The sequence below is a fragment of the Parasphingorhabdus sp. genome (assembly GCF_039982395.1).
Classification (GTDB): domain Bacteria; phylum Pseudomonadota; class Alphaproteobacteria; order Sphingomonadales; family Sphingomonadaceae; genus Parasphingorhabdus.
This window is the reverse complement of record NZ_JBDWYO010000001.1, coordinates 533,230-554,165: the sequence shown is the minus strand read 5'-3', so window position 1 is coordinate 554,165 and position 20,936 is coordinate 533,230. Positions and strand designations below refer to the sequence as shown.

At 55.0% G+C, this 20,936-nt stretch carries 19 protein-coding genes; 7 read left to right on the top strand and 12 right to left on the bottom strand.

The annotated features are described in order from the left end of the window. Nucleotides 1-92: 92 nt before the first annotated feature. The gene (locus tag ABJV08_RS02730; RefSeq protein WP_348038785.1) at nucleotides 93-1,253 is read right to left on the bottom strand and encodes an acyl-CoA dehydrogenase family protein; all 1,161 of its coding nucleotides are present in this window, start codon (nucleotides 1,251-1,253) and stop codon (nucleotides 93-95) included. Between the two features lie 153 nt (nucleotides 1,254-1,406). Between ABJV08_RS02730 and ABJV08_RS02725 the strand changes: the two genes are divergently transcribed. Then, nucleotides 1,407-1,973 (top strand): NADPH-dependent FMN reductase, encoded by a 567-nt coding sequence (locus tag ABJV08_RS02725; protein ID WP_348038787.1) that lies wholly within the window; start codon nucleotides 1,407-1,409, stop codon nucleotides 1,971-1,973. Nucleotides 1,974-1,986: 13 nt separating this feature from the next. Here the strand turns inward: ABJV08_RS02725 and ABJV08_RS02720 are convergent, their stop codons facing one another. From ABJV08_RS02720 to ABJV08_RS02695, 6 genes are all read right to left on the bottom strand, one after another. Further along, nucleotides 1,987-2,988: an SDR family NAD(P)-dependent oxidoreductase gene (locus ABJV08_RS02720; protein ID WP_348038789.1), complete on the bottom strand. Its 1,002-nt coding sequence runs from the start codon at nucleotides 2,986-2,988 to the stop codon at nucleotides 1,987-1,989. 259 nt (nucleotides 2,989-3,247) lie between these two features. Continuing rightward, complete coding sequence (locus ABJV08_RS02715; protein ID WP_348038791.1) at nucleotides 3,248-6,772, bottom strand: carboxypeptidase regulatory-like domain-containing protein; 3,525 nt, start codon at nucleotides 6,770-6,772, stop codon at nucleotides 3,248-3,250. Nucleotides 6,773-6,963: 191 nt separating this feature from the next. Beyond that, entirely contained in the window at nucleotides 6,964-7,584 is a 621-nt protein-coding gene (gene udk / locus ABJV08_RS02710) for a uridine kinase (RefSeq protein ID WP_348038793.1), read from the bottom strand. Next, complete coding sequence (locus tag ABJV08_RS02705) at nucleotides 7,581-8,525, bottom strand: 2-oxoglutarate and iron-dependent oxygenase domain-containing protein (RefSeq protein ID WP_348038795.1); 945 nt, start codon at nucleotides 8,523-8,525, stop codon at nucleotides 7,581-7,583. The genes udk and ABJV08_RS02705 overlap by 4 nt, the downstream gene beginning before the upstream one ends. A 44-nt stretch (nucleotides 8,526-8,569) precedes the next feature. Further along, nucleotides 8,570-9,802, bottom strand: coding sequence for a NupC/NupG family nucleoside CNT transporter (locus tag ABJV08_RS02700; protein WP_348039303.1), 1,233 nt, complete (start codon nucleotides 9,800-9,802; stop codon nucleotides 8,570-8,572). A 40-nt stretch (nucleotides 9,803-9,842) separates the two neighbouring features. Further along, nucleotides 9,843-10,412 (bottom strand): TIGR00730 family Rossman fold protein, encoded by a 570-nt coding sequence (locus ABJV08_RS02695; protein WP_348038797.1) that lies wholly within the window; start codon nucleotides 10,410-10,412, stop codon nucleotides 9,843-9,845. Between the two features lie 125 nt (nucleotides 10,413-10,537). Here ABJV08_RS02695 and ABJV08_RS02690 point away from each other — a divergent pair, with 125 nt between their 5' ends. Together ABJV08_RS02690 and ABJV08_RS02685 are read left to right on the top strand one after the other, a co-directional pair. After that, nucleotides 10,538-11,179, top strand: a complete 642-nt coding sequence (locus tag ABJV08_RS02690; protein WP_348038799.1) for a queuosine precursor transporter — start codon at nucleotides 10,538-10,540, stop codon at nucleotides 11,177-11,179. Next, nucleotides 11,176-11,946, top strand: a complete 771-nt coding sequence (locus ABJV08_RS02685; RefSeq protein WP_348038801.1) for a hypothetical protein — start codon at nucleotides 11,176-11,178, stop codon at nucleotides 11,944-11,946. The genes ABJV08_RS02690 and ABJV08_RS02685 overlap by 4 nt, the downstream gene beginning before the upstream one ends. On the opposite strand, the gene ABJV08_RS02680 is transcribed toward ABJV08_RS02685, so the two are convergent. From ABJV08_RS02680 to ABJV08_RS02660, 5 genes are all read right to left on the bottom strand, one after another. Beyond that, the gene (locus ABJV08_RS02680; RefSeq protein ID WP_348038803.1) at nucleotides 11,947-12,549 is read right to left on the bottom strand and encodes a nucleotidyltransferase family protein; all 603 of its coding nucleotides are present in this window, start codon (nucleotides 12,547-12,549) and stop codon (nucleotides 11,947-11,949) included. Beyond that, nucleotides 12,546-13,019 (bottom strand): c-type cytochrome, encoded by a 474-nt coding sequence (locus ABJV08_RS02675; protein WP_348052680.1) that lies wholly within the window; start codon nucleotides 13,017-13,019, stop codon nucleotides 12,546-12,548. The genes ABJV08_RS02680 and ABJV08_RS02675 overlap by 4 nt, the downstream gene beginning before the upstream one ends. A gap of 1 nt (nucleotide 13,020) precedes the next feature. Further along, the gene (locus tag ABJV08_RS02670) at nucleotides 13,021-15,240 is read right to left on the bottom strand and encodes a molybdopterin cofactor-binding domain-containing protein (protein WP_348038807.1); all 2,220 of its coding nucleotides are present in this window, start codon (nucleotides 15,238-15,240) and stop codon (nucleotides 13,021-13,023) included. A gap of 3 nt (nucleotides 15,241-15,243) precedes the next feature. Beyond that, nucleotides 15,244-15,723: a (2Fe-2S)-binding protein gene (locus ABJV08_RS02665; protein ID WP_348038809.1), complete on the bottom strand. Its 480-nt coding sequence runs from the start codon at nucleotides 15,721-15,723 to the stop codon at nucleotides 15,244-15,246. Between the two features lie 102 nt (nucleotides 15,724-15,825). Beyond that, entirely contained in the window at nucleotides 15,826-16,587 is a 762-nt protein-coding gene (locus ABJV08_RS02660) for a hypothetical protein (RefSeq protein ID WP_348038811.1), read from the bottom strand. A gap of 120 nt (nucleotides 16,588-16,707) precedes the next feature. Here ABJV08_RS02660 and ABJV08_RS02655 point away from each other — a divergent pair, with 120 nt between their 5' ends. Genes ABJV08_RS02655 through ABJV08_RS02640 form a run of 4 tightly spaced genes read left to right on the top strand, consistent with a single transcriptional unit; the run spans nucleotide 16,708 to nucleotide 20,925 of the window. Next, complete coding sequence (locus ABJV08_RS02655; protein ID WP_348038813.1) at nucleotides 16,708-17,376, top strand: hypothetical protein; 669 nt, start codon at nucleotides 16,708-16,710, stop codon at nucleotides 17,374-17,376. Further along, entirely contained in the window at nucleotides 17,373-18,653 is a 1,281-nt protein-coding gene (locus ABJV08_RS02650; RefSeq protein WP_348038815.1) for a DUF4350 domain-containing protein, read from the top strand. Before ABJV08_RS02655 ends, ABJV08_RS02650 begins: the two co-directional genes overlap by 4 nt. Then, entirely contained in the window at nucleotides 18,650-19,606 is a 957-nt protein-coding gene (locus tag ABJV08_RS02645; RefSeq protein WP_348038816.1) for a MoxR family ATPase, read from the top strand. Before ABJV08_RS02650 ends, ABJV08_RS02645 begins: the two co-directional genes overlap by 4 nt. Further along, complete coding sequence (locus ABJV08_RS02640) at nucleotides 19,603-20,925, top strand: DUF58 domain-containing protein (protein ID WP_348038817.1); 1,323 nt, start codon at nucleotides 19,603-19,605, stop codon at nucleotides 20,923-20,925. Before ABJV08_RS02645 ends, ABJV08_RS02640 begins: the two co-directional genes overlap by 4 nt. The last annotated feature ends 11 nt before the right edge of the window (nucleotides 20,926-20,936 follow it).

The window sequence follows — 20,936 nt, the reverse complement described above, 5'->3', positions numbered from 1 at the left end:
GTTGCGCTGCAGCATAGTCAAGCAGTTTACGTAAACGTCAACCATGGTTCGCATATCGACTCGGTCAATTGCTGTCTTGCCGTCTCTCTATCCTATTCAAGGATTGATTGATATTTCTGGCTGAACACATCGCGGCCCACGATATAGCGCATGATCTCACTCGACCCGGCATAGATGCGACTCATCCGGGCATCTGTGAAAATCCGGCTGATTTCATATTCTTTCATATAGCCGGCACCGCCATGGAGCTGGAGACCGAGGTCGGCCATTTCCCATTCGATTTCGCTACCCAGCATCTTGCCTTTGGCCGCGATATTGGCGTTGAGGCCGCCTTGATTGTGGATCTCGACACAATGGTCGATATAGACTTGCAGCATGTCGATTTTGGCATCCATTTCGGCCATTTTAAACTGTGTATTCTGCATATCTGACAGTTTTTTGCCGAAAACATCGCGTTCCATGACGAATTCCCGGGTGACATCAAAGGCCCGGCGTGCGGATGCGCCATAGCCGACCATCCCAATCAGGCGTTCTTCGGCCAGTCCTTCCATTAAATGGATAAAGCCTTTCCCGGGTGTGCCCAGCGTGTTTTCTTTGGGTATCTTGACGTTGTTGAAAAATAGCTCGGCCGTGTCTTGTGCATGCAGACCAATTTTCTCGAGATTCTGTCCGCGCTCAAAGCCTTCCATCCCGCGCTCCAAGATCAGCAAGACCATGGCATGCTTATCGTCGACACCGTCCATTTTAGCCGCGACGATCACGATGTCAGCGTTAATGCCGTTGGAGATATAGGTTTTGGAGCCGTTGAGCAGCCAATGGTCGCCCATATCCTTTGCTGTGCTTTTCATGCCGGACAAATCGCTGCCGGCACCGGGTTCGGTCATAGCCACTGCCAATATCGTCTCGCCGCTCACACATTTGGGCAAGAACCTTTCTCGCTGCTCTTCATTGCCGATATTCTGCAGATAAGGCCCAACCAAGCGGCTATGCAGGGTATTATACCATTCGGCGCAGCCTGCACGGGTGGTTTCCTCGATGATGATCTGTTCATAGCGAAAGTCACTGTCGCCCATGCCGCCATATTTTTCATCCGGCCAGATCATCAGAAAACCTTGATCGCCGGCCTTTTTGAAAATCTCACGGTCGACAATGCCGGCTTCCCGAAATTCGTCCATCCGCGGCGCGACCTCGTCGGCGAGGAAACGGCGATAGGCGTCCCGGAACATATGTTGTTCTTCGGTAAATTTGCGCATGAAATGGTCCTTTGGTCAGAGGGGGAGAGAAGCTTACTCAAAGCCCGCTATTTGTTGCCGGTCTTAATGGTCCGGATTTAATCGGTCAATTAAGAAACGGGCTCTCTGCATAAGCCGTTGCAATTGCCCATCAACCATCGTTATGGCGTTCCTGTGGAACAGACAAAAAAACCTTTCATCCTCGGTCTTGGCGGCACAACTAGTCCCGTATCCTCTACCGAAGTCGCCCTGTCCATTTCTCTCGAAGCCGCCGCTGCGGCCGGAGCGGAAATCGAATTGTTCGGATCCGACCGCTTGATGGCGCTTCCGCATTATCGTTCGGACCCCGCGGGCCTCAATCAGACCGGCAAGGATTTGGTCGCGCTGGTGCGTCGCGCCGATGGCGTGATATTATCTAGCCCGGGCTATCATGGTACCATTTCTGGTCTAGTGAAAAACGCCATTGATTATGTCGAAGAAACCTCTTCGGACGACCGCATCTATTTAGACGGTTTGCCGATCGGCCTCATCGTCACGGCTTATGGCTGGCAGGCGGTTGGCAGCACCTTGGCGGCGTTGCGTTCCATCGTCCATTCTCTACGCGGTTGGCCGACTCCACTGGGTGTGGGTATCAACGCATCGGGCGGCATGTTCAGCGATGGTGTCTGCAAGGACCCGGCGGTGAACGATCAACTGAAACTGGTCGCCCAGCAGGTCATGCAGCGCGCCGAAACGCGCTGAGCGCTGTTTTGGCTCATTGTGGCGGCAGATTGCCGTAAAAGTCACCATACCAGCTGGCAAAGCGCTTCAACCCGTCTTCCAACATGACTTTTGGTGCATAGCCGGTGAGGTCATGCAGTCGCGAAATATCCGCATAGGTTGACGTCACGTCTCCTGGTTGCATTGGACGCATGATCTTTTCCGCTTCCATGCCAAGCGCGTCTTCCAGCGCCTTTATCATTTCCATCAGCCCAACCGGGCGGCTGTCGCCAATATTCAGGATGCGATGGCCATGCTGTTCCGGTGGGTGGTCCAAGGCCCCCAAAATCCCGTCGACGATATCATCAATATAGGTGAAATCCCGTGCCATGCGGCCTTCGCCGTACACCTCTATCGGTTCTCCGGCCAAAATCTTCTGGGTGAAACCGAAATAGGCCATGTCCGGCCGGCCCCACGGGCCATAGACGGTGAAGAAGCGCAATCCGGTCAGCGGAAAGCCGTATAGCTTTGCGTAGGACTGGCTCATCATCTCGCCGGAGCGTTTGGTAGCGGCATAAAGTGATACCGGATCATTTGCCGGTTCGTCCTCGGTAAACCCCTCCCCGCCCATGGGCTTGTCACCATAGACAGAGCTGGAGGATGCGTAGACCAGATGTTGAAAATTCTCTGCATGGCGGCTGGCTTCAAGCAGCGACAAATGACCTTGCAGATTGGATTTTTGATAAGCGAACGGGTTTTCAATACTATAGCGTACCCCGGCCTGAGCGGCGAGATGGACAATACGCTGAACGCCGTGTTTCTGCACCAACGCCTTGACGCCGTCGGCATCGGACACATCCATCTGTTCAAAATGGAATCCGTCCAGCGCTTTAAGATTGGCGAGCCGCGCGGCTTTAAGCGCAGGATCATAATAATCATTCAGATTATCAATCCCGATCACCGATTCCCCGCGTTCTACCAGCCGTGTGGAAACGGCATGGCCGATAAACCCGGCGGCACCGGTCACCAATACCGGATCTTTGTTCAACTCACCCATATGCTTTTCCTGTCAACGACTTGGCTCCCGAAGGACCTAGCACGAACAGGTAAAAATTTTGACAGTGGAATGGTGAAAATTCTCGAAAACCAATTTGGTTAAAGGCCATAATAAAAATTTACCAAATAATCGGTTAGAGCAAGAATAGCTTAGTGCCAGTCTGGCGCTTGTCCAAGAGGACTCCGGCTTCTCTCGACCCTCTAACCAAAAACGGCGGCACTTTTCAGCACCGCCGTTTTCTTATCTGTTTTTGGTTCGACTAGAATTCGTAGCGAACACCCAGTTGGATCCGCCAGATGGAGGATGAGAAGCCAACATTGTTGTTATCATCCGGGTTGAAGCCAGAGATAATGTAACGACCCTGTGCATCCACGCCGCCGTCTACCAGATCAACCAGGCTGTTGACCGGATTGAACGTGTTCCAGCCGCTATCCAGCATGTTCAGGACATTGTCGAAATCTGCAAACAGTTCGATTTTGTCGTCAACTCCGAAAAGGCTTCCCGGTCCAGGGATTTCCTGACTGAACCGCATATCCAGATCGAATACCCAGTCATTCCGGCAGCTGTTCCGGCTGATCGTCTGTCCGCCGCTAAACTTACATTTGCCGAACACATTGTTCTGAGGATTTCCGTCTGAGTCCGTGCTGGAAAGTTCGCCATTGTTTAGATAGCCCAGCAACGATGTCACGGCTGCATCCTGTGTTGCCTGTAATGCAGCAGTAGGACGAACCGAGAGGTTCGGATCGTTTATACCCGTCGGGATATAGAGCAATGCATTGTCATTGCCTGATGAACTATCAGCGAAGACACCGCCGCCATCAAAGGTCAGGCTGAACGGACGTCCAGACCGGGCCGAGAAGAAAAGGCCGAGCGACGTATCATATTCATCAATAAACTGTTCTTTCCAGTTTACCGCGAAAGTCAGGCTGTGCCGTGTTTCGAAGTTCGATGTTGATGTTGCCGGGTTTTGCCGATCAAAAGCAGCCGTCACGTCAAAGTTTGACGTTGCGGTCGAGCTGCCAACATCGCGATAGTTGTTGGAATCGGTGAACGCGTAACCAAAGTTGACGCTGACACTGCCGCCATCGGTGATGATGCCCTGATCAAAATATTTGGAAAGGGCGAAGGATGCAACATGGCTGTCATAGGAGCGACCATTGGTCAGCTGGATGAAATCATCCAAACGCGTTCCGAAACAAGCCGCTGTTACGCCGGTATAGGTTGGTGGCGTACCGCCGTTACCTTGAAGTTGGGCGCCACATCCAGCATTCAACGGATCGATTGCTGCATAGATAGGACGACCATCGACGGTGAAGCCATTGTTGGTGCGAATGTCTGGAACCTGCACGAGATCAACAAAGTTCAGCGGATCAATGAAGCGCGAATAGATATAATCGAACTTCATGTTCCAGTCGGAGAAAAACCCGCCATCGGTTCCGAACATGGTGTCAACGCCAAGGTTTAGACGGAAGACTGTTGGAACATCAAGATCCGGATCAGTGGATTGGGTGTCAGCACCACCTACGGCAGCCCGATTGGACGCCGCTTGAATTGCACATCCCGGGAAACCGGTAAATGCGCCACCGCTCAAGACATTGAAGTTGCCATTGACATCCAGCAAGCCTGCGCAATCTCCAGAGAAAGTATCTCCATTGGCCGAAGAAAAGCCGTTGTTGGAGAAAGCATTGGAGAAGAACACGACAGGATCGCCGCCTGAGAACATGCCTACACCGCCGGTAAGGGTGGTGCTGTGGAAGAACCCATCATTGTCCAGATCATAGGTTGCCGAAAAACGCGGCAAGATGACCGGGTCAAGCTTGCTGAAGCTATTGGCGTTGGTGAAACCAAAACGCTGCAGAAAGCTTGGGTTGGCTCTTGGTGCATCGCCGGCATACATTTGAACGCGAAGCCCGGCGGTCAGGTTCAGCTGATCCGTCGCCTGCCATTCGTCCTGAGCATAGAAGGAATAGATCTGACGCCCAAATTGAGCAGCCGCCTGGTTTATGTCACCCGACGGGGTTGCTGCGATTGTAGCACCGCCCAGTCCGCCGTTGACCAAATCATCGGAGCTTCCGAAAACGCTTGAGAATCCGCCGTTTGCAACGACGCCGTTTTGGAAGTCGGTGAGGTTACGGAAGAAGATTGTTCCGGTTGCGTTGATCGCGAACAGGTTGAACACTTTCAGATCATTCAGTTCTGCGCCCAGTTTAATCTGGTGATCTCCGGCGCCAATATTCATCTGGAACTTGGCTTGATCAACCGTCTGATCGAGTTGGTTGGCAGAACGGAAGATGCCCGGGCCGGTGGACAATCTACCAGCCTGGGTTGTTTGGCCAGCTACCGGTGCAACACCGACGGAAAGGCGAACAATCGGGTTAGCCGACTGCGCTTCACCACCACCGACAGGGCCTTGAACGTCGCCAACTTCCGAACGCGAAAGGCGAAGCTCGGTGGAGACATTGTCGCTCCAGTCCGAATAGAGACGAAGTGAGTAATAGTCAGAAATCGTGCCTTCATCTTCAAAGCTGTTGAGGCCGGTCAATTCCTGACCGCCAAAGTCGGATTCAACATTCGTTTCTTCAAGACGCTGATACGTTGCCTCAAGGCGATGATTATCGCTCAAATAGGCGTCTAGACGACCAAAATAGCGAACGCTGGATTGTGGTAGAGTTGTTGGATAACCGCCCACATCGACCCCGTAGACCGTATTGGCGATATTCGCGAACTGGTCGAACTGCGCCTGGGTAACAAAAGTGGCTTCATTCGGGAAACCGCCGCCGTTGGGACCGAATTCATTGGCGCCGCCAAGATCGGTTTCTTCGTAACCGGCGAAGAAGAACAGACGGTCCGGAATGATTGGGCCAGAAAGAGTTGCGCCCCAACGCTTTTCATTGAACGGATCGATGTTGGAGGTTCTTCCGTCGACTGTATCGCCGCGGAGGCCTGAATCACGATAGGTGAAAAAGGCGCTGCCGTGGAACTGGTTTTCACCGGATTTGGTGACAACGTTCACGGCACAGCCGGTAAAGTCTGAATATTCGACATCGAACGGTGCAAATTCAACCGAGGTTTCGCGGATCGCATCATAAGGCAACGGAAGAGCATTACGCGCTGCGAAGGGGGTGCCGTTCAATCCGAACGTATCGGCTTGTACAATACCATCAACCGTGAACGTGTTCGAACGGTCATTGCCGCCGAGGCAGCTGATCCGGTCAACTTCATTGGCACGATCAAGGCTGACGCGCGGATCGAGGCGAATGATGTCGCGAACGTCGCGGGACAAGGATGGAAAGCCTTCGAGCTCTGCGGTACCGAAAGACTGGCCCGGTCCGACAGCCAACTGGGTTGCGTTGGCGCGGCTGCCGGTGACAACAATCACTTGATCATCGGCGGTCGACGTTGCCAATTCAAATGTGAAATCTCTGTTACCCTGCAAATTGATAAACTGGTTTTCGACGGTTTGACCTTCAAAGCCACTGGCACGGGCAGTGATGGAATATGGTCCACCAGGAACCAAAGATCCGGCGCGGAATTGGCCGTTGCCGTCTGTGATGCTGGTCCGCTCTTGACCGGTACGTGTATCGAGAACGACCACGGTAGCACCAGCCAATGGTGTTCCGCTTGCGTCTGTGACCTGTCCTTCAACACCGGACGTAATCTGTTGAGCCGCAGCCGGCGATGCCATCAGGCCCGCCGTCGAAAGGCTGACAACGCTGGCAGCCAAAAGATATTTGATTTTCATGGTATAAATTTCCCCGTACATGATCCGCGTAAGAACTGTCATTTGGTTGCTCGCGCAGAAATTCTCCGCAGCCACACCAAAGCACAGCCCCCCTAGGTCCCAAAAATGACAGTTTTGTCTCAACTGCAACGACTTTTTGTTGCGATGCAGCATTTAGTTTTTATCCACAGTTTTCTTCACATGTGAATTGCACCTGTTTTCCGATGACTGTCTGTCAGAGAACTACAGGTAAACTATTGAGATAACGCTCGAATATTCTTCAGGGCCATCTCTACTGCAGCATCAAACCCATGTTTTGACTGTTGCGAATTTACCACGATGTTTGCGTGAGCTTTGGAGGGCTCGACGTAGAGATCGTGCATCGGACCGACCTGATTGGCGAATTGTTCGTGCACGGATTGCGCGGTGCGGCCCCGTTCGCGTACGTCGCGCTCGAGTCGGCGGGCAAAGCGCGTTTCGGAATCACATTCCACAAAAATGCTGAAATCGAGAAGCGCGCGCAATGGCTTGTGTTGCAGAATCAAGATGCCGTCGATCAGGATCACCGGGCGTGGTTCGGTTCGGACGGTTTCTAACTTGGGCAAATGGGTGGGGAAATCATAGAGCGGCCGGTCAATGGCTTGTCCGTCTTTCAACTGAGCAAGTTGTTTGCAGAGCTGATCAAAGTCCACTGCATCGGGATGATCAAAATTGGGCCCGCCTTTGCCTTCTGGTGCATCGCCCAGGCCGAAGAAATAATCATCCTGTGGCAGGATCACGCATTGCGCAGGGCCCAGCCGGTCGAATATTTTCGTAGCGAAAGTCGACTTTCCCGAACAGCTGCCGCCGCTGATACCAACCGCTTGGGGAGTCATATAAGGCCGATTTCGCGCAGGCGTTGCATAAGATAGTCATGCGCTGTGATCGGTTCCGGATATCGATCCGGCACGGCGTCGCTGATACAGCTCGATAGTGTCTCGATCGCATAATCCGGCCGGAAATGCAGGAAGAAGGGCATGGAATAGCGCGAATGCCTGCGGCGTTCCGGTGGAGGGTTGACCACGCGATGCGTGGTCGATGGCAACCGGTTGTTGGTCAGTCGCTGCAGCATGTCGCCGATATTGACAGCGAGCTCGCCCGATTTCGGGGTCACAGGTCGCCAGTTACCGCTCTTGTCGAGCAGCTCCAGGCCGGCTTCCTCTGCACCGATCAACAATGTGATGGTGTTGATATCCTCATGCGCTGCCGCCCGGACCGCTGGCGAATCTTTGGGCACCGGCGGATAGTGGATCAGTCGCATCACCGAATTGCCATCGCGGACGGTATCGACAAAGAAATCCGGTGCCAGATCGAGATAGCGGGCGATTGCTTCCAGGATGCGCGCGCCGGCTTTGTCAAAGGCGGCAAACATTTCGAGATAGGTTTCGCGAAATCCTTCGAGTTCTTTTGGCCAGATATTGGCTGGCATATAGGGTTCAAACGCGTGACCGGCCGGCAGTTCGCGGCCGATATGCCAGAATTCCTTGAGATCGTGAATGTCGGAGTCCTTGGCGCTTTCCGTCCCGAATGGCGTATAGCCGCGGGCGCCGCCGCCGCCCGGAATATGATAGCTGCGTTTCACATCCTCGGGCAGCGCGAAATAGGCGCGGGACATGGCTTCGGCGCGCTCTATCAGTTCTGCAGGAATGCCGTGATCGGCCACCACGGCGAAACCCCAGTCTGAAAAGCTGCGTCCGATCTGTTCGGCAAAAGCGTCGCTATCGTCATCTGCCATTGCGAGTGAAACGGCAGCCAATGTATCCTGGGTCTGGGTCATGGTCTTAAAATGCGCTCTCGTGCTTTTTTGTCAATCGCGATGAATCAGCCGAGCGACAGGAAGATACCGGCGAGCGCCGCGCTCATCAAATTGGCCAACGATCCGGCGGCCAGCGCTCGAAGGCCCAGGCGGGCAATGACCGGACGCTGATTGGGCGCCAGTCCGCCGGTCACGGCAAGCTGGATCGCAATGCTACTGAAATTGGCGAAACCACATAGGGCGAAGATCACAATAGCGTTGGTCAGAGGAGAAATACCCTCCTGCATTTTGCCCAGTTCGATGAAGGCAACAAATTCGTTGAGAACCACTTTGGTGCCAAACAGTCCGCCCGCGTTGAGCGCTTCTTCCCAAGGCACGCCGAGCAGAAACATGATCGGCGCAAAAATATAGCCGATGATTTGCTGGAAGCTGAGATCCGGCATGCCGAACCATCCGCCAATGCCGCCGAGGACTCCATTGGCGAGCGCGACCAATGCTACGAAAGCCAGCACCATTGCGCCGACCGCGACAGCCAGCTTGACGCCGGTTTGTGCGCCCATGGCCGCTGCCATGATGATATTGGCGGGCTTCTCGTCTTCATATTCGACGGAAACAACCAACTCTTCGGGATCCGGATCTTCGGGATTGTCCGGCATGATGATCTTGGCCATCAAGATTCCGCCCGGAGCCGACATGAAGGCTGCAGCAAGCAGATAGTCGATGCGGATGCCCATGGCAGCATAAGCGGCCAAAATCGTTCCGGCCACGCCGGCCATGCCAACGCTCATCACCGTGAACAGCTGTGACTGGGTCAAGCTAGCGAGATAGGGACGGATCACCAATGGCGATTCAGACTGGCCGACGAAGATATTCGCGGCGGCGCAGAGCGATTCAACTTTTGAAATGCCGGTGATTTTCTGGATCGCACCGCCCACCCATTTGATGATGAACTGCATGATGTTGAGATAATAGAGGATCGAAATCAGCGCCGAGAAAAAGATGATCACCGGCAGCGCGGCAATCGCAAAACTATTGCCGCCAATCGACGGATCGGCAAGCGGCCCGAAAATGAAATTGGTGCCAGCCGAAGCATAGCCCAGCAGATTTGACACGCCGAAAGCCATGGCCTCGATGATCCGTTTTCCGGCTGGTATATAGAGCACGATGATCGCGATACCTGCTTGCAGCGCGAAGGCAGCGCCAACCACGCGGAGCTTGATGTTCCGCCGTCCGGTCGAGAGGCCAAAGGCTATCAGCAGGATCAATGCCATGCCGGCAATGCTGGTCAGGATCGGTATCATGGGAGTCTCCCGGTCAAATTTTTGGGCTGCGCGAAATTCACCAGGTAAAACTGCCTGTCTCTGATGTGCAGGCGGCTGCAAGGCGGTCGAGGCAGTCTTCGATAGTGTCGGCTATGATCAATTGCTTGCGGCGTTCGGCAGATACGAAACCCTGTTCCGACATTGTGTCGAGAAAGGAGATGAGCGAATCCCAATAACCGGCGATGTTCAGTATGGCGAAGGGCTTGTTGTGATAGCCGAGTGCATTCCAGCTCCAAGCCTCAAACAATTCATCCATCGTTCCAACACCACCGGGTAAAGCAACAAATGCATCGGTTAGGTCGGTCATCTTGGCTTTGCGCTCGTGCATATTCTGGACGATGTGAAGCTCTGTGACGCCCTTGTGCGCGACCTCTAGATCTTTCAGCATTTCCGGGATCACGCCATGGACCTTGCCGCCATCCGCGAGCACGGTGTCGGCGATAATGCCCATCAAACCGAGCCGGCCGCCGCCATAGACGAGATCAACATTACGCGCCGCCATGGCTTTGCCGAGCGAGATCGTCGCTTCAGCATAAGCCGGGTCCTGGCCCGCGTTGGCGCCACAATAAACTGCTAGTCTCTGCAAAACTTCCCCCGATCGCGCGACAAAGCCGGTCGCGGTCTGCTATCGTCCATTTGCATCTCCTATAGAAAAAGTATGCTGTGTTACTATTTCTTTTTTTTCGTCGCCGACCGCGCTAGGCAATTGCAATGACCGAAAATTCAAAAACCAACCTCATCCCCCGATCTCTTTTTGTATTTGCTGTTCTCTACGGCGGCATGACTTGCATTGCCGGAATATTGGGGGCGAAGCAGGTCGCAATCGGCCCGCTGGCCGTGGAAGCGGGGATATTTCCATTTCTGCTTCTGGTGGTACTGTCCAGCTCGGTGGCCGAATTGCACGGTCGTGAAGTGGCGAACCGTTTGGTCCGCCTCGGTTTCATTCCTTTGATCACGGCGATTGTTCTGATTCAGATCGTCTTGGCGCTGCCGACCGATCCGGGGATGTACGAACCGGCCAAAGAAGCGTTTCCGATCATCCTGTCGCAGGGCGCGCGCCTGATGTTCGCCGGGATCATCGCCTATGGCGTATCGCAATTTCTCAATGTCTATATCTTTTCCCGCCTGGCCAATATGAAGGGCGGCCTGCTGGCTTTGCGTGCCGCCATTGCCAGCGCGTTGTCGCAGATAGTTGATACGTTGATTTTCATCAGCATCGCCTTCTATGGAGAGCGGCCGATTGGAGAATTGTTGCTCGGCCAAGGGTCGGCCAAGGTGGTTCTGTCCTTCTTGCTGGTGCCCTTCCTGATCCTGTTTTTCGTGAAACTGGGTCAAAGACTGGATCGTGAATGAGGCCATGGGCTGCCAGTCTATTCGTTCTTTTCCTTGGGCTGACAGCATGTACGGCGCCTTCGGCTGATTCTCCGCGGCAAGGCGCAACCATCGTCGCGGTGGTTGGTGCCATTCATGGGCAGCACCGCAGCAGCGAAGCTTATTCGCTCGACATTTTGCGCGGTGCGATGATCGAATTTAACCCCGATATCGTGCTGGTGGAATTGCCGCCTGATCGCTTTGCCACAGCCTCCATGAATTTCGACCAATTTGGCGATGTGCGTGAAAGCCGGGCCGATGATTTTCCGGAACTGACAGAAGTCGTGTTTCCGTTGCGCAGCCAAATGGGCTTTACCATGGTGCCGGTTGCCGCCTGGACGGCAGATATTGCCGGCAACCGACGGGCTATATTGAGGCGGCTGGAAGCCGATCCGGCGCGGGCGGAGGATTGGACGGATTATCAAACCGCCATCCAGCGTTATGGCAATGCGGTTTTGGGCCGTTCAGATGATCCTCTGTTCATCCATTCGAACGGCTATGATGCGGCGGTGAAAGATCGTCAGGAGATCTACGAGCGACTCTTTGGCAATGATCTGGGCCCCGGTGGATGGCGCGCTATCAATGCCGCCCACCTTCAGAATATCAACGCCGCCCTTGATGCGGTGACGGGAGAAGAGAAGCGCATTTTGATCCTGTTTGGCGCATGGCATAAATATAAGATCATCGAAGGTCTGCAGGCCAGGCCAGACGTTTTTCTGGCTGATTCCCGACCTTTGTTCGACCGGTGATTATTGGACGCCAGGCCCCATGATATGGGCTTGAGCCAAGTCCGCTTCGCTATCAATGTCCATCAACAGGGGATCGTCACCGGCTATCAATTGGGCGTCCTCCAACAAGGTTCGAGCGCCAGCATCCCCTTCCAGCGCCAGCAATGTCTCCAGCGTCCGATGAGGAAATATTGCTGGCGGCATCGCTAGTCCATTGCGGCTGGAAGCCAAGATGGTTGTTCCGTCTGTTGTCTCGAAGGCCTTCATCAATCTGCCGATATGGTCGCTGGTCACAAAGGGCATATCGGCCAGCATGATGCAAAGCGCTGCCGCTCCTGCTTCAATCGCGCTAGCCGCGGCAAGCCGGACCGATGTTGCTTGGCCCATGGCCGCTTGCTCATTGGCAATGATTCGATAGCCGAGATCGCTCCATTGTGCCGCGCAGGGATGATCGGGTGAACCGATCACCAGCTTATGCCGGAAGGGAGAGGTTGCTCCGGTCTCTGCTGCATGCAGTCCAAGCATTTTGTCGCCCAGCAATGCGCCGAGCTTGTCTCGACCGCCGAATCTGCGGGATTGGCCGGCCGCCAACAGTGCCAGCATGATGCCGGAGTTGCTGCTCAATTGGCGGCAACGCTCTCGATATAGGCAATGACCGCTTGCCTTTTTGCCGGTTCCGCAATGGCTCCGGCGATCATTGTCGTGCCCGGGACTTTCGTTGCCGGGTTGGCGATATAGCCATTAAGTTCCGATGCGGTCCAGGTGATGCCTGACGCTTTCAGAGCGTCCGAATAGCTGAATCCAGCGACTTGGCCAGCCTTTGTACCGACAATCCCGAAGAGATTGGGGCCGGCGCCGCTGGCCGCACCTTTCTCCACTGTGTGGCAGGCGGCGCAATTGGCAAAGGCTGCTTTGCCTTCTGCGATGAGTGTGGCGGCAGGATCGTTGGCAACAGAAGCCGCAGCGGTTGCTGCCGGCGCCGCTCCGGGTTCGCGAACGATGATCTGCTCTACCGGTTCGGGCGCGGGATCCGTGCCGCAAGCCGTCAGGGCAAAGAGGGAAGGCAGGGCGACCGCACGAATCAATTTCAGCATTTCAGGTCTCCGATCCGGCAAAATCATGCTTGGCAATGGGCAGCTCGCGGATCCGTTTGCCCGTGGCCGCGAATATCGCGTTGGTCACGGCGGGTGCGATCGGCGGCAGTCCGGGCTCCCCTGCGCCGCCAATCCGTTCGGGATCCCCGTTGATCAAGGCCACCTCAACCTCTGGCATTTCGTCGATCCGCAACATGGGGTAGTCGTGGAAATTGCTTTGCTGAACCGCTCCGTCCTTGACGGTAATGTCGCCGTAGAGCGCTGCGGTCAGGCCATAGACAATGGCGCTTTCCATTTGCGCAATGACGCCATCGGGGTTCATCGCAAAGCCGACATCGGTACAACAATAGACTTTTGTCACGTGCGGCTTTTTGCCGGTCATGTCGACTTCGGCCACTTGCGCTACGATCGAACCAAAGCCTGGCACCAGCGCGATGCCGCGGCCATGGCCCTCGGGCATCGAACCGCCCCAATCGGCCATTTCGGCCGCCTTGTTGAGCACGGTAAGAAGGCGTGGCTCATTGGCCAGCAATTCCTGACGCAACGCTAGCGGGTCCTTTCCGGACTCTGCCGCCACTTCGTCTATAAAGCTTTCGACAAACCAGGCCTGCTGGCTGTGATCTACGGATCGCCATGCGCCAAAGCGCAAATGCATCGGGACATCGACTTTGCGGATCAACTTATTGGCAACCGCATAATGGTCTATCTTCGGCGCTTCGGACGGATCGAACAGATGGACATGGATATTGTCCCAGCTGATCAATTTTCCATCGGCATCCAGGCCTGCTTCGAAGCGGCTGGTTGCCGAAGGACGGAAATAATCTTGTGCCGTGTCTTCTTCACGGGACCAGATCATTTTAATTGGATAGCCCGCCGCTTTGGCAAGCCGGGCTGCCATGATCGGAACATCGGTATAGGATCGCCGTCCAAAACCACCGCCAAGATATTGATTTTCGACATGCACGCTGTCTTCATCCATGCCGAGCGCATCGGCAACTTCTCGGCGCATACCTAGAGGGTTTTGGCTGCCGAGCCAAAGATCGCATCGATCGTCCGTGACCTGGGCGGTGCAGTTCATTGGCTCCATCGTGGCATGGGCCAGAAAAGGCGCCCTATATTCAGCCTTCAGGGTTTTTGCCGCCTCTGCCATTGCGCCGATAGCATCGCCGTCTTCGGTTTCGAAATCGCCGCCATCTTTGCCGGCTTCGTCAAGCGCCGCCGCATAGCGCGCGAATATGGCTTCGGTATCGAGCGTGTCTGCCTCGGTAACAGAATAGGTCGCTTCAATGGTGCTAAGGGCCTGTTGCGCCCGCCAATAGCCATCGGCGATGACCGCGACAAAATTGCCCATGTTCAAAATTTGCAGGACACCGGGCATAGATTTGGCTGTCGTGGCGTTGATTTTTTCAACGCTGGCGCCAATCACTGGCGGCGCCTTGACCGCCGCATATTTCATGCCTTCAACTTCGACATCAATGCCGAAGCTGGCGGTACCATCGACCTTTGACGGGATATCCTTGCGCGGGATGGGCTTGCCCATCAGCTTATATTCGTTGATGGCCTTGCGCTTCGGTTTAACGGGCAGCGATTGCTCTGCGGCGGCTTCGGCAAATTCGCCATAGGTGCCTGATTGGCCAGAGGGCTGGTGGTTTAGTAGGCTGTCTGCAGTTGTAATTTCTTCAGCCGCAACGCCCCATTTGTCAGCCGCAGCAGCGATCAGCATTTGCCGGGCTGCTGCACCGGCCATGCGGATACTGCGCTGTCCTGCGCCACGAATGGAAAAACTACCGCCGGTAAAGCCGATCGACATCATGTCAGCCAGCGTCAGAAAACCGCCCTGAACGGTCGGCTCAAGAATATTGGGGACTTGAAGCGTGGGCGCGAGGAAGTCTCGTACGATATCGGCACCGGCATAATCGGGCAGGCCAGGTGCTTCGAGAATTTCAATCTTGTCCCAGTCCGCATCCAGCTCGTCGGCCAGCATCTGCGCCAGCACGCTGTGTGCACCCTGACCCATTTCTGCATGGGGAACGATGGCGGTGACGGTGTTGTCCGGCGCAATTTTGACCCAGCTGTTGACCAGCTGTTCCCCATCGCCACTGGCCACAGATGGCTTGAGCTTGTCTGTCGGATTGCCCGGCCGGACAGCAATGCCGACCACCAAAGCGCCGCCAGCTGCTACGCCGGCTCCGATGAAGGCACGTCTTGACCATTTTCCCATGATCTACGCCTCCACTTTCGACGGTTGTTCGATTCCGGCTGCCGTCTTTATTGCGCTGCGGATGCGGCCGTACATACCGCAACGGCAGACGTTGCCCGCCATCGCGCTATCGATCTGTGCGTCGGTTGGCTTCGGGTTGCTCTTCAACAACGCCGCTGCCGCCATGATCTGGCCGGACTGGCAATAGCCGCATTGCGGCACCTGCGCTTCGATCCAGGCTTGCTGGACCTTGTGCAATGTTCCGTCTTCGCTGGCTATGCCTTCGATCGTGGTTAGAGCCTTGCCTGCTGCCGCAGAAATTGGGGTCGAGCAGCTGCGGATGGGTTTGCCATCCAGATGCACCGTGCAGGCCCCGCATTGCGCGATGCCACAACCGAATTTGGTGCCCGGCATTTTCAGCTTTTCCCGTACGACCCACAAAATCGGCGTTGCCGGGTCGGCATCGACCTCTTTGTCCTGCCCGTTGACGTTCAGCATAATCATGGAATTTTCACCCGGATGTTTGAATGGCAATATGCAACCGATAGGCAAGGACGCTTATCATGCCAACCAATCTATTCGCTAGGCGGTGTCAAATATGTCAAATTAGGCGAATACGTCTGCCAGTGCGTCCGTATTCCCGCCTTCTTTCACGATACGAAGGTCAACATAGACCGCAGCAATACCGGTGCCCTGTATCGCGCCCGTCAGCGTGTTGATGACAAGGCCCACCAGTCCCACCGCAACAGTACCAGCAAAAGTGAACGGCACCATCAAAAAGCCTAGAACCACGGCAATAACCATATAAACGACGAACAAAAGGGCAATCCAGCGTTTGGAACCCTTGGTCAACTCGGCGCTTCGTTTCAATGACTCTACAATACCTTTGTCTTCGGCCATCATTACCGGCGAGGCGACAATCCACATCAGTGCGAGAATGAGGCCCGGGATGACGAGCAATATCATGCCAAACATGATACCGATGGTCATCAATATGCCCAGACCGATCAAAGGCAATATCTTGCCAATCGCCTGGCTGATGCATTCGCCAAGGCTGACCTGCTGGCCGTTGAGGTCCTTGACCGTAGCGATGATGAAGGTCGCCTGCAGCAAAACCGAAAAGATGATCAGCAGGAGCCATCCGGCCGCTGCGGTGACAATGACCGATGGGGAATTGAACATCTCAAACACAGCTTCCGCGTCGCCGCCACTGGCGGCCGATACGCCGGTTGCCATTTGAATCAGCGCCTGTGGCAGTGCGACGATCAAAAATGACAGACCCAAAAAAATCAACGGATTGCGTTTGATCACCCCAAAGGTGTTGTTCATCACCCGGCCAATATCCAAATGCTCTGCTGCGTCTGCCATTTCCATTTCCCCTTGTCTTTATTCGTACCCAAGTTGTCAGATATTGAACCCAAGGTAAAGCTTTACAAAACAACGATCTTCGGACTTGCCCAATCGGTTTGTTTCTGCGAAATCCAAAGCGTGGCAACGGACGCACAAGAACAGGGTGACAATAGCAACGCTTCGTTCAACGATGCATGGGGCGATGTGCGCGCGGATGATGACATCCAATTTACACCCAGCGAACCGCCCAAAGCTCCGGAGATTCCGCAATGGTGGCGCGACTTCCTTGAATCCCTGGGTGATTTTCTCGCGCCGGTGATGGAAGCAATTGCGGCAGCATGGCCGGTTTTGCGCATCATTTTGCTGGTTTTGCTTGCGTTTGGCGTGCTGACCTTATTGTGGGTGATCTTGTCGCCCTATCTAGAGCAATGGCGCGGGAGAAAGCCTATAGTGGAGGACGTTTGGCAACCGCAACCGGCCGCCGCCCGGGAATTGCTTGCTGAGGCGGAGGCATTGGCGTCGAGAGGTCAGTTTGACCAAGCGGTCCGTCTGTTGCTGCATCGCAGCATAGCGGATATTGAGAAACGTCGCCCAGATCTGTTGCGACCATCCAATACATCACGCGAAATTGAACGGTTTGACAGTCTGCCCGAAGCTTCGCGTACAATGTTTGCGGTGATCGCGGAGCAGGTTGAACGCGGTCTGTTTGCAGCCCTGCCGATTGACGAGGCCGGGTGGCAGACGTCGCGCGATGCTTATGCCGGTTTTGCGCTGAAGGAGACTTGGCGGGCGGTGGCGAAAAGATGAGCGTCCAGTCCAATCCTTTCCAGCGCACCACGATCATCATCATGTTCGCTGTCGGCTTCGCGGCTTTCGTCCTCCTCCTTTATGGACTGGGCATGGGGAACCGCTTGGCATCGGGCAACAATGGCGAAGCACATGGTGCGTCCAACAGCAGCGTCGGCTATAAGGCGCTGGCCAACCTGCTCGAAAATACCGGTATACCGGTTCGATATTCGCGATCTAAGGCAGGTTTGGAAAAAGCCGGTCTGCTGGTTTTAACGCCTAGGCCCAACGCCTCGGCCGAAGATATTGACGCCATCGTCCAGCAACGTGCCTATGTTGGGCCGACGATGATCATATTGCCGAAATGGCAAGTCTCGAAGAGCCAGACGCTTCAAAAGGGCTGGGTGGTGCGCGGTGATGTTTGGGGTGAGGAGCCGGGAACAGAAATGCTCGCCGAGCTGGCCGAGGCTGACCTGAGGATCGAAGACAAAATTCCCGCTGGCCAACCGATGGAATCGGCTTTTGGCACGACGATCAAAACCCCCGCGATGCCAGTGACCATCAAAGGTGATTTCATCCGAGCAATTGTGCGCGAACCGTCTACCCAGGGCGCGTTGATCGCCTATCTCGATGACGGCGGTGTTTATGCGCAACTGGATAGTCTGGATGAATCGCAAATCATCGACGAAGAAGAGATTGATGAATCCTTCTATCCCGTGATCATCGTTGCCGATGCCGATCTTTTGAACAACGCTGGGATGGCCGAAAAGCAGACGGCTCGTCACGCGCTCGCGTTGATCAGGGCAGCGTCGCTTGCCGACGGAGAGGATGTGACTTTTGATTTGACGCTCAACGGGCTGGGGAGTCCGGAGAATTTGTTGACCCTGGCGTTTACGCCGCCCTTTCTGTCGGCCACCATTTGTATGGTCATAGCGGCATTGGCAGCGGCTTGGATGGCATTTAACCGCTTTGGACCGCCAATCGCGGAGCGGCGTAGTATCGATTTTGGCAAAACCGCGTTGGTCAACAACAGCGCTGCTTTCATCAACCGGATGCAGCGCGGATATTTGGTGACCGATCCCTATGCCGAAATGATTCGAACGGAGTCGGCCGAAGCCATCGGAATCAATCCGCAAGCCGACGAACAGGAAATCCATACAAAGCTGGATGCGCTGGGAGAAAGTGACGGCAACCGTTTCTCTGCATTGTTCCAACAATTGGTTCGCGCTCAAAAACCTCAAGAAATCGCCGACGGGGCCGCGGCCCTCCACGCCTGGAAAAAGGAAATTATCGGATGAACATCGACGAACTGAAAACTCTGGCGGATAATATCCGGGGCCAGGTGGCCAAGGCAATCATCGGACAGGAGGACATTGTCGATCATCTTCTGATCGCGCTTTTCTCTTCTGGCCATGTGCTTCTCGAAGGCCCGCCGGGGACTGCCAAAACTTTTCTCGCACAATCTTTTTCCGCGACATTGGGTCTCGATTTCGGGCGTGTCCAGTTCACCCCGGATCTGATGCCCGGTGATATTATCGGATCCAATCTTTTCAATTTCCAGACCAGCAGCTTCACGCTCACCCGGGGGCCGATTTTTTGCGACCTGTTGCTCGCCGATGAAATCAACCGGACCCCGCCCAAGACGCAGGCAGCGATGCTCGAGGCAATGCAGGAACGATCCGTGACGATTGATGGCGAGACGCATGCTCTGAGTCCACAATTCATGGTTGTTGCCACCCAAAACCCGATCGAGCAGCAAGGCGTCTATCCGCTGCCGGAGGCCCAGCTTGATCGCTTTCTGTTCAAACTTTTGGTCGAATATCCAGAGGTTGAAGAGGAAAAGAAGATTGTTGCCCAATATGGCGAACGCATTGGCGCATCGACACCGGCAGATTTCGGCATTGAAAAGCAAGCTGACAGCAAAATACTCGCCGCCGCCAGCGAGGTCGTGAAGTCGGTGAAGTTGGTGGATGATGTCGTCGATTATGTGGTGAGCCTGATTCGCGCGACCCGCGAGACGGCTGACCTTGAAAATGGAGCCAGTCCGCGCGCCGCGATCATGCTGGCCAATGCAGCGCGCGCAAGGGCTGCCATTTCGGGGCGTGATTATGTGATCCCTGATGATGTGAAAGCGCTAGCGCCATCGGTGCTGCGCCACCGCACAATGCTCTCTCCGGCTGCGGAAATTGAAGGCCGGCAGGTCGATAATATTATCACGGGTCTGGTTGAACGGACGGAAGCACCCCGTTGAATTTTTACCCCACTGGTCGGGCCATCTGGCTCATTGCATTAGGGGCGCCGATTGCCGCCGTGCTGGCGGCGATCATCCCGTCTCTATGGGCCATCGGGGCTGCCTGGGCGCTGATGCTTCTCTGTCTGCTGATGCTCGACGGACTGGTTGCTGCCAAGGCGAATGAGGTTCGGCTCGCGGTGGCCGACAGTGCCGAAATTGGAACGCCCATGACATTGGGCCTAGAGGCGGACTTTCACGGTAAGATCGCTCCGCAAAATGTGTTCGGCAATCTCGGGATGGACGAGCGATTGGCGGAAGGGGGAACGGTCAAATTTTCGCTCGTACGCGACAAAGCCAAGAAGGATGGTTTTGCGGGCCAAGCGACCATTGTTCCTGCCCGGCGCGGGACAGCGGAAGTCGGCAAGCTTTGGCTGAGATGGAAAGGGCCGCTTGGTCTCGCGTGGCGTCAGATTCAAAAGCAAAGCGCGCAGTCAGTGGCGGTGATTCCGAACATTTCAGCTGTGCGCAGCCCGACCATCCAGATGTTTCTGAAGGATTCCCTATTCGGTTTACTCGCCCGGAAATTCCGTGGCGAAGGCAGCGAATTTGAGGCGCTTGCGGAATATCGGCCTGGCATGGACCGTCGCAGTATCGACTGGAAGGGATCAGCGCGTCACAGCAAATTGCTGGCCAAGGAATATGATACCGAACGGAACAATCAAATTGTCTTCGCGCTGGATTGCGGTTCTTCCATGTGCGAACCGATTGACGGCCTGCCGCGTATTGATCGCGCTGTGTCTGCAGCTTTGCTGACCGCATATATTAGCTTGAAGGCGGGTGACCGGAGCAGCCTGTTCAGCTTTGCTGCAAAGCCGGAATTGTCGACGCCGTTTCTTTCTGGCAGCCGCAATTTTTTTCGGCTGCAACAGGAAGCCGCGACGATTGATTATCGGCATCAGGAGAGCAATTATACATTGGCGCTGTCAACGTTGCAGGGCCGGCTCCGGCGACGCTCGTTGATTATCATATTCACCGATTTTACCGATCCGACAGCGGCCGAGTTGATGCTTGAAGCGGCGGGGCGGTTGATTGACAAGCATCTGGTGCTGTTCGTGGTTCTGGAAGACCGGGAACTGACGGAGCTTATCACCAAGTCTCCCGAAAGCGCAGAAGATGTTGCGCGGGCGGTGACGGCACAGAATCTCCTCGATCAGAAAAAACTGGTTGTGACCAAGCTCAAACATATGGGGATCGACGTGATTGAAGGCGCGCACCAGGATATCGGAACCCGTCTCATCAACGGCTATCTCAACATCAAAAGGCGAGGCCAGCTGTGAGCACGGATCAA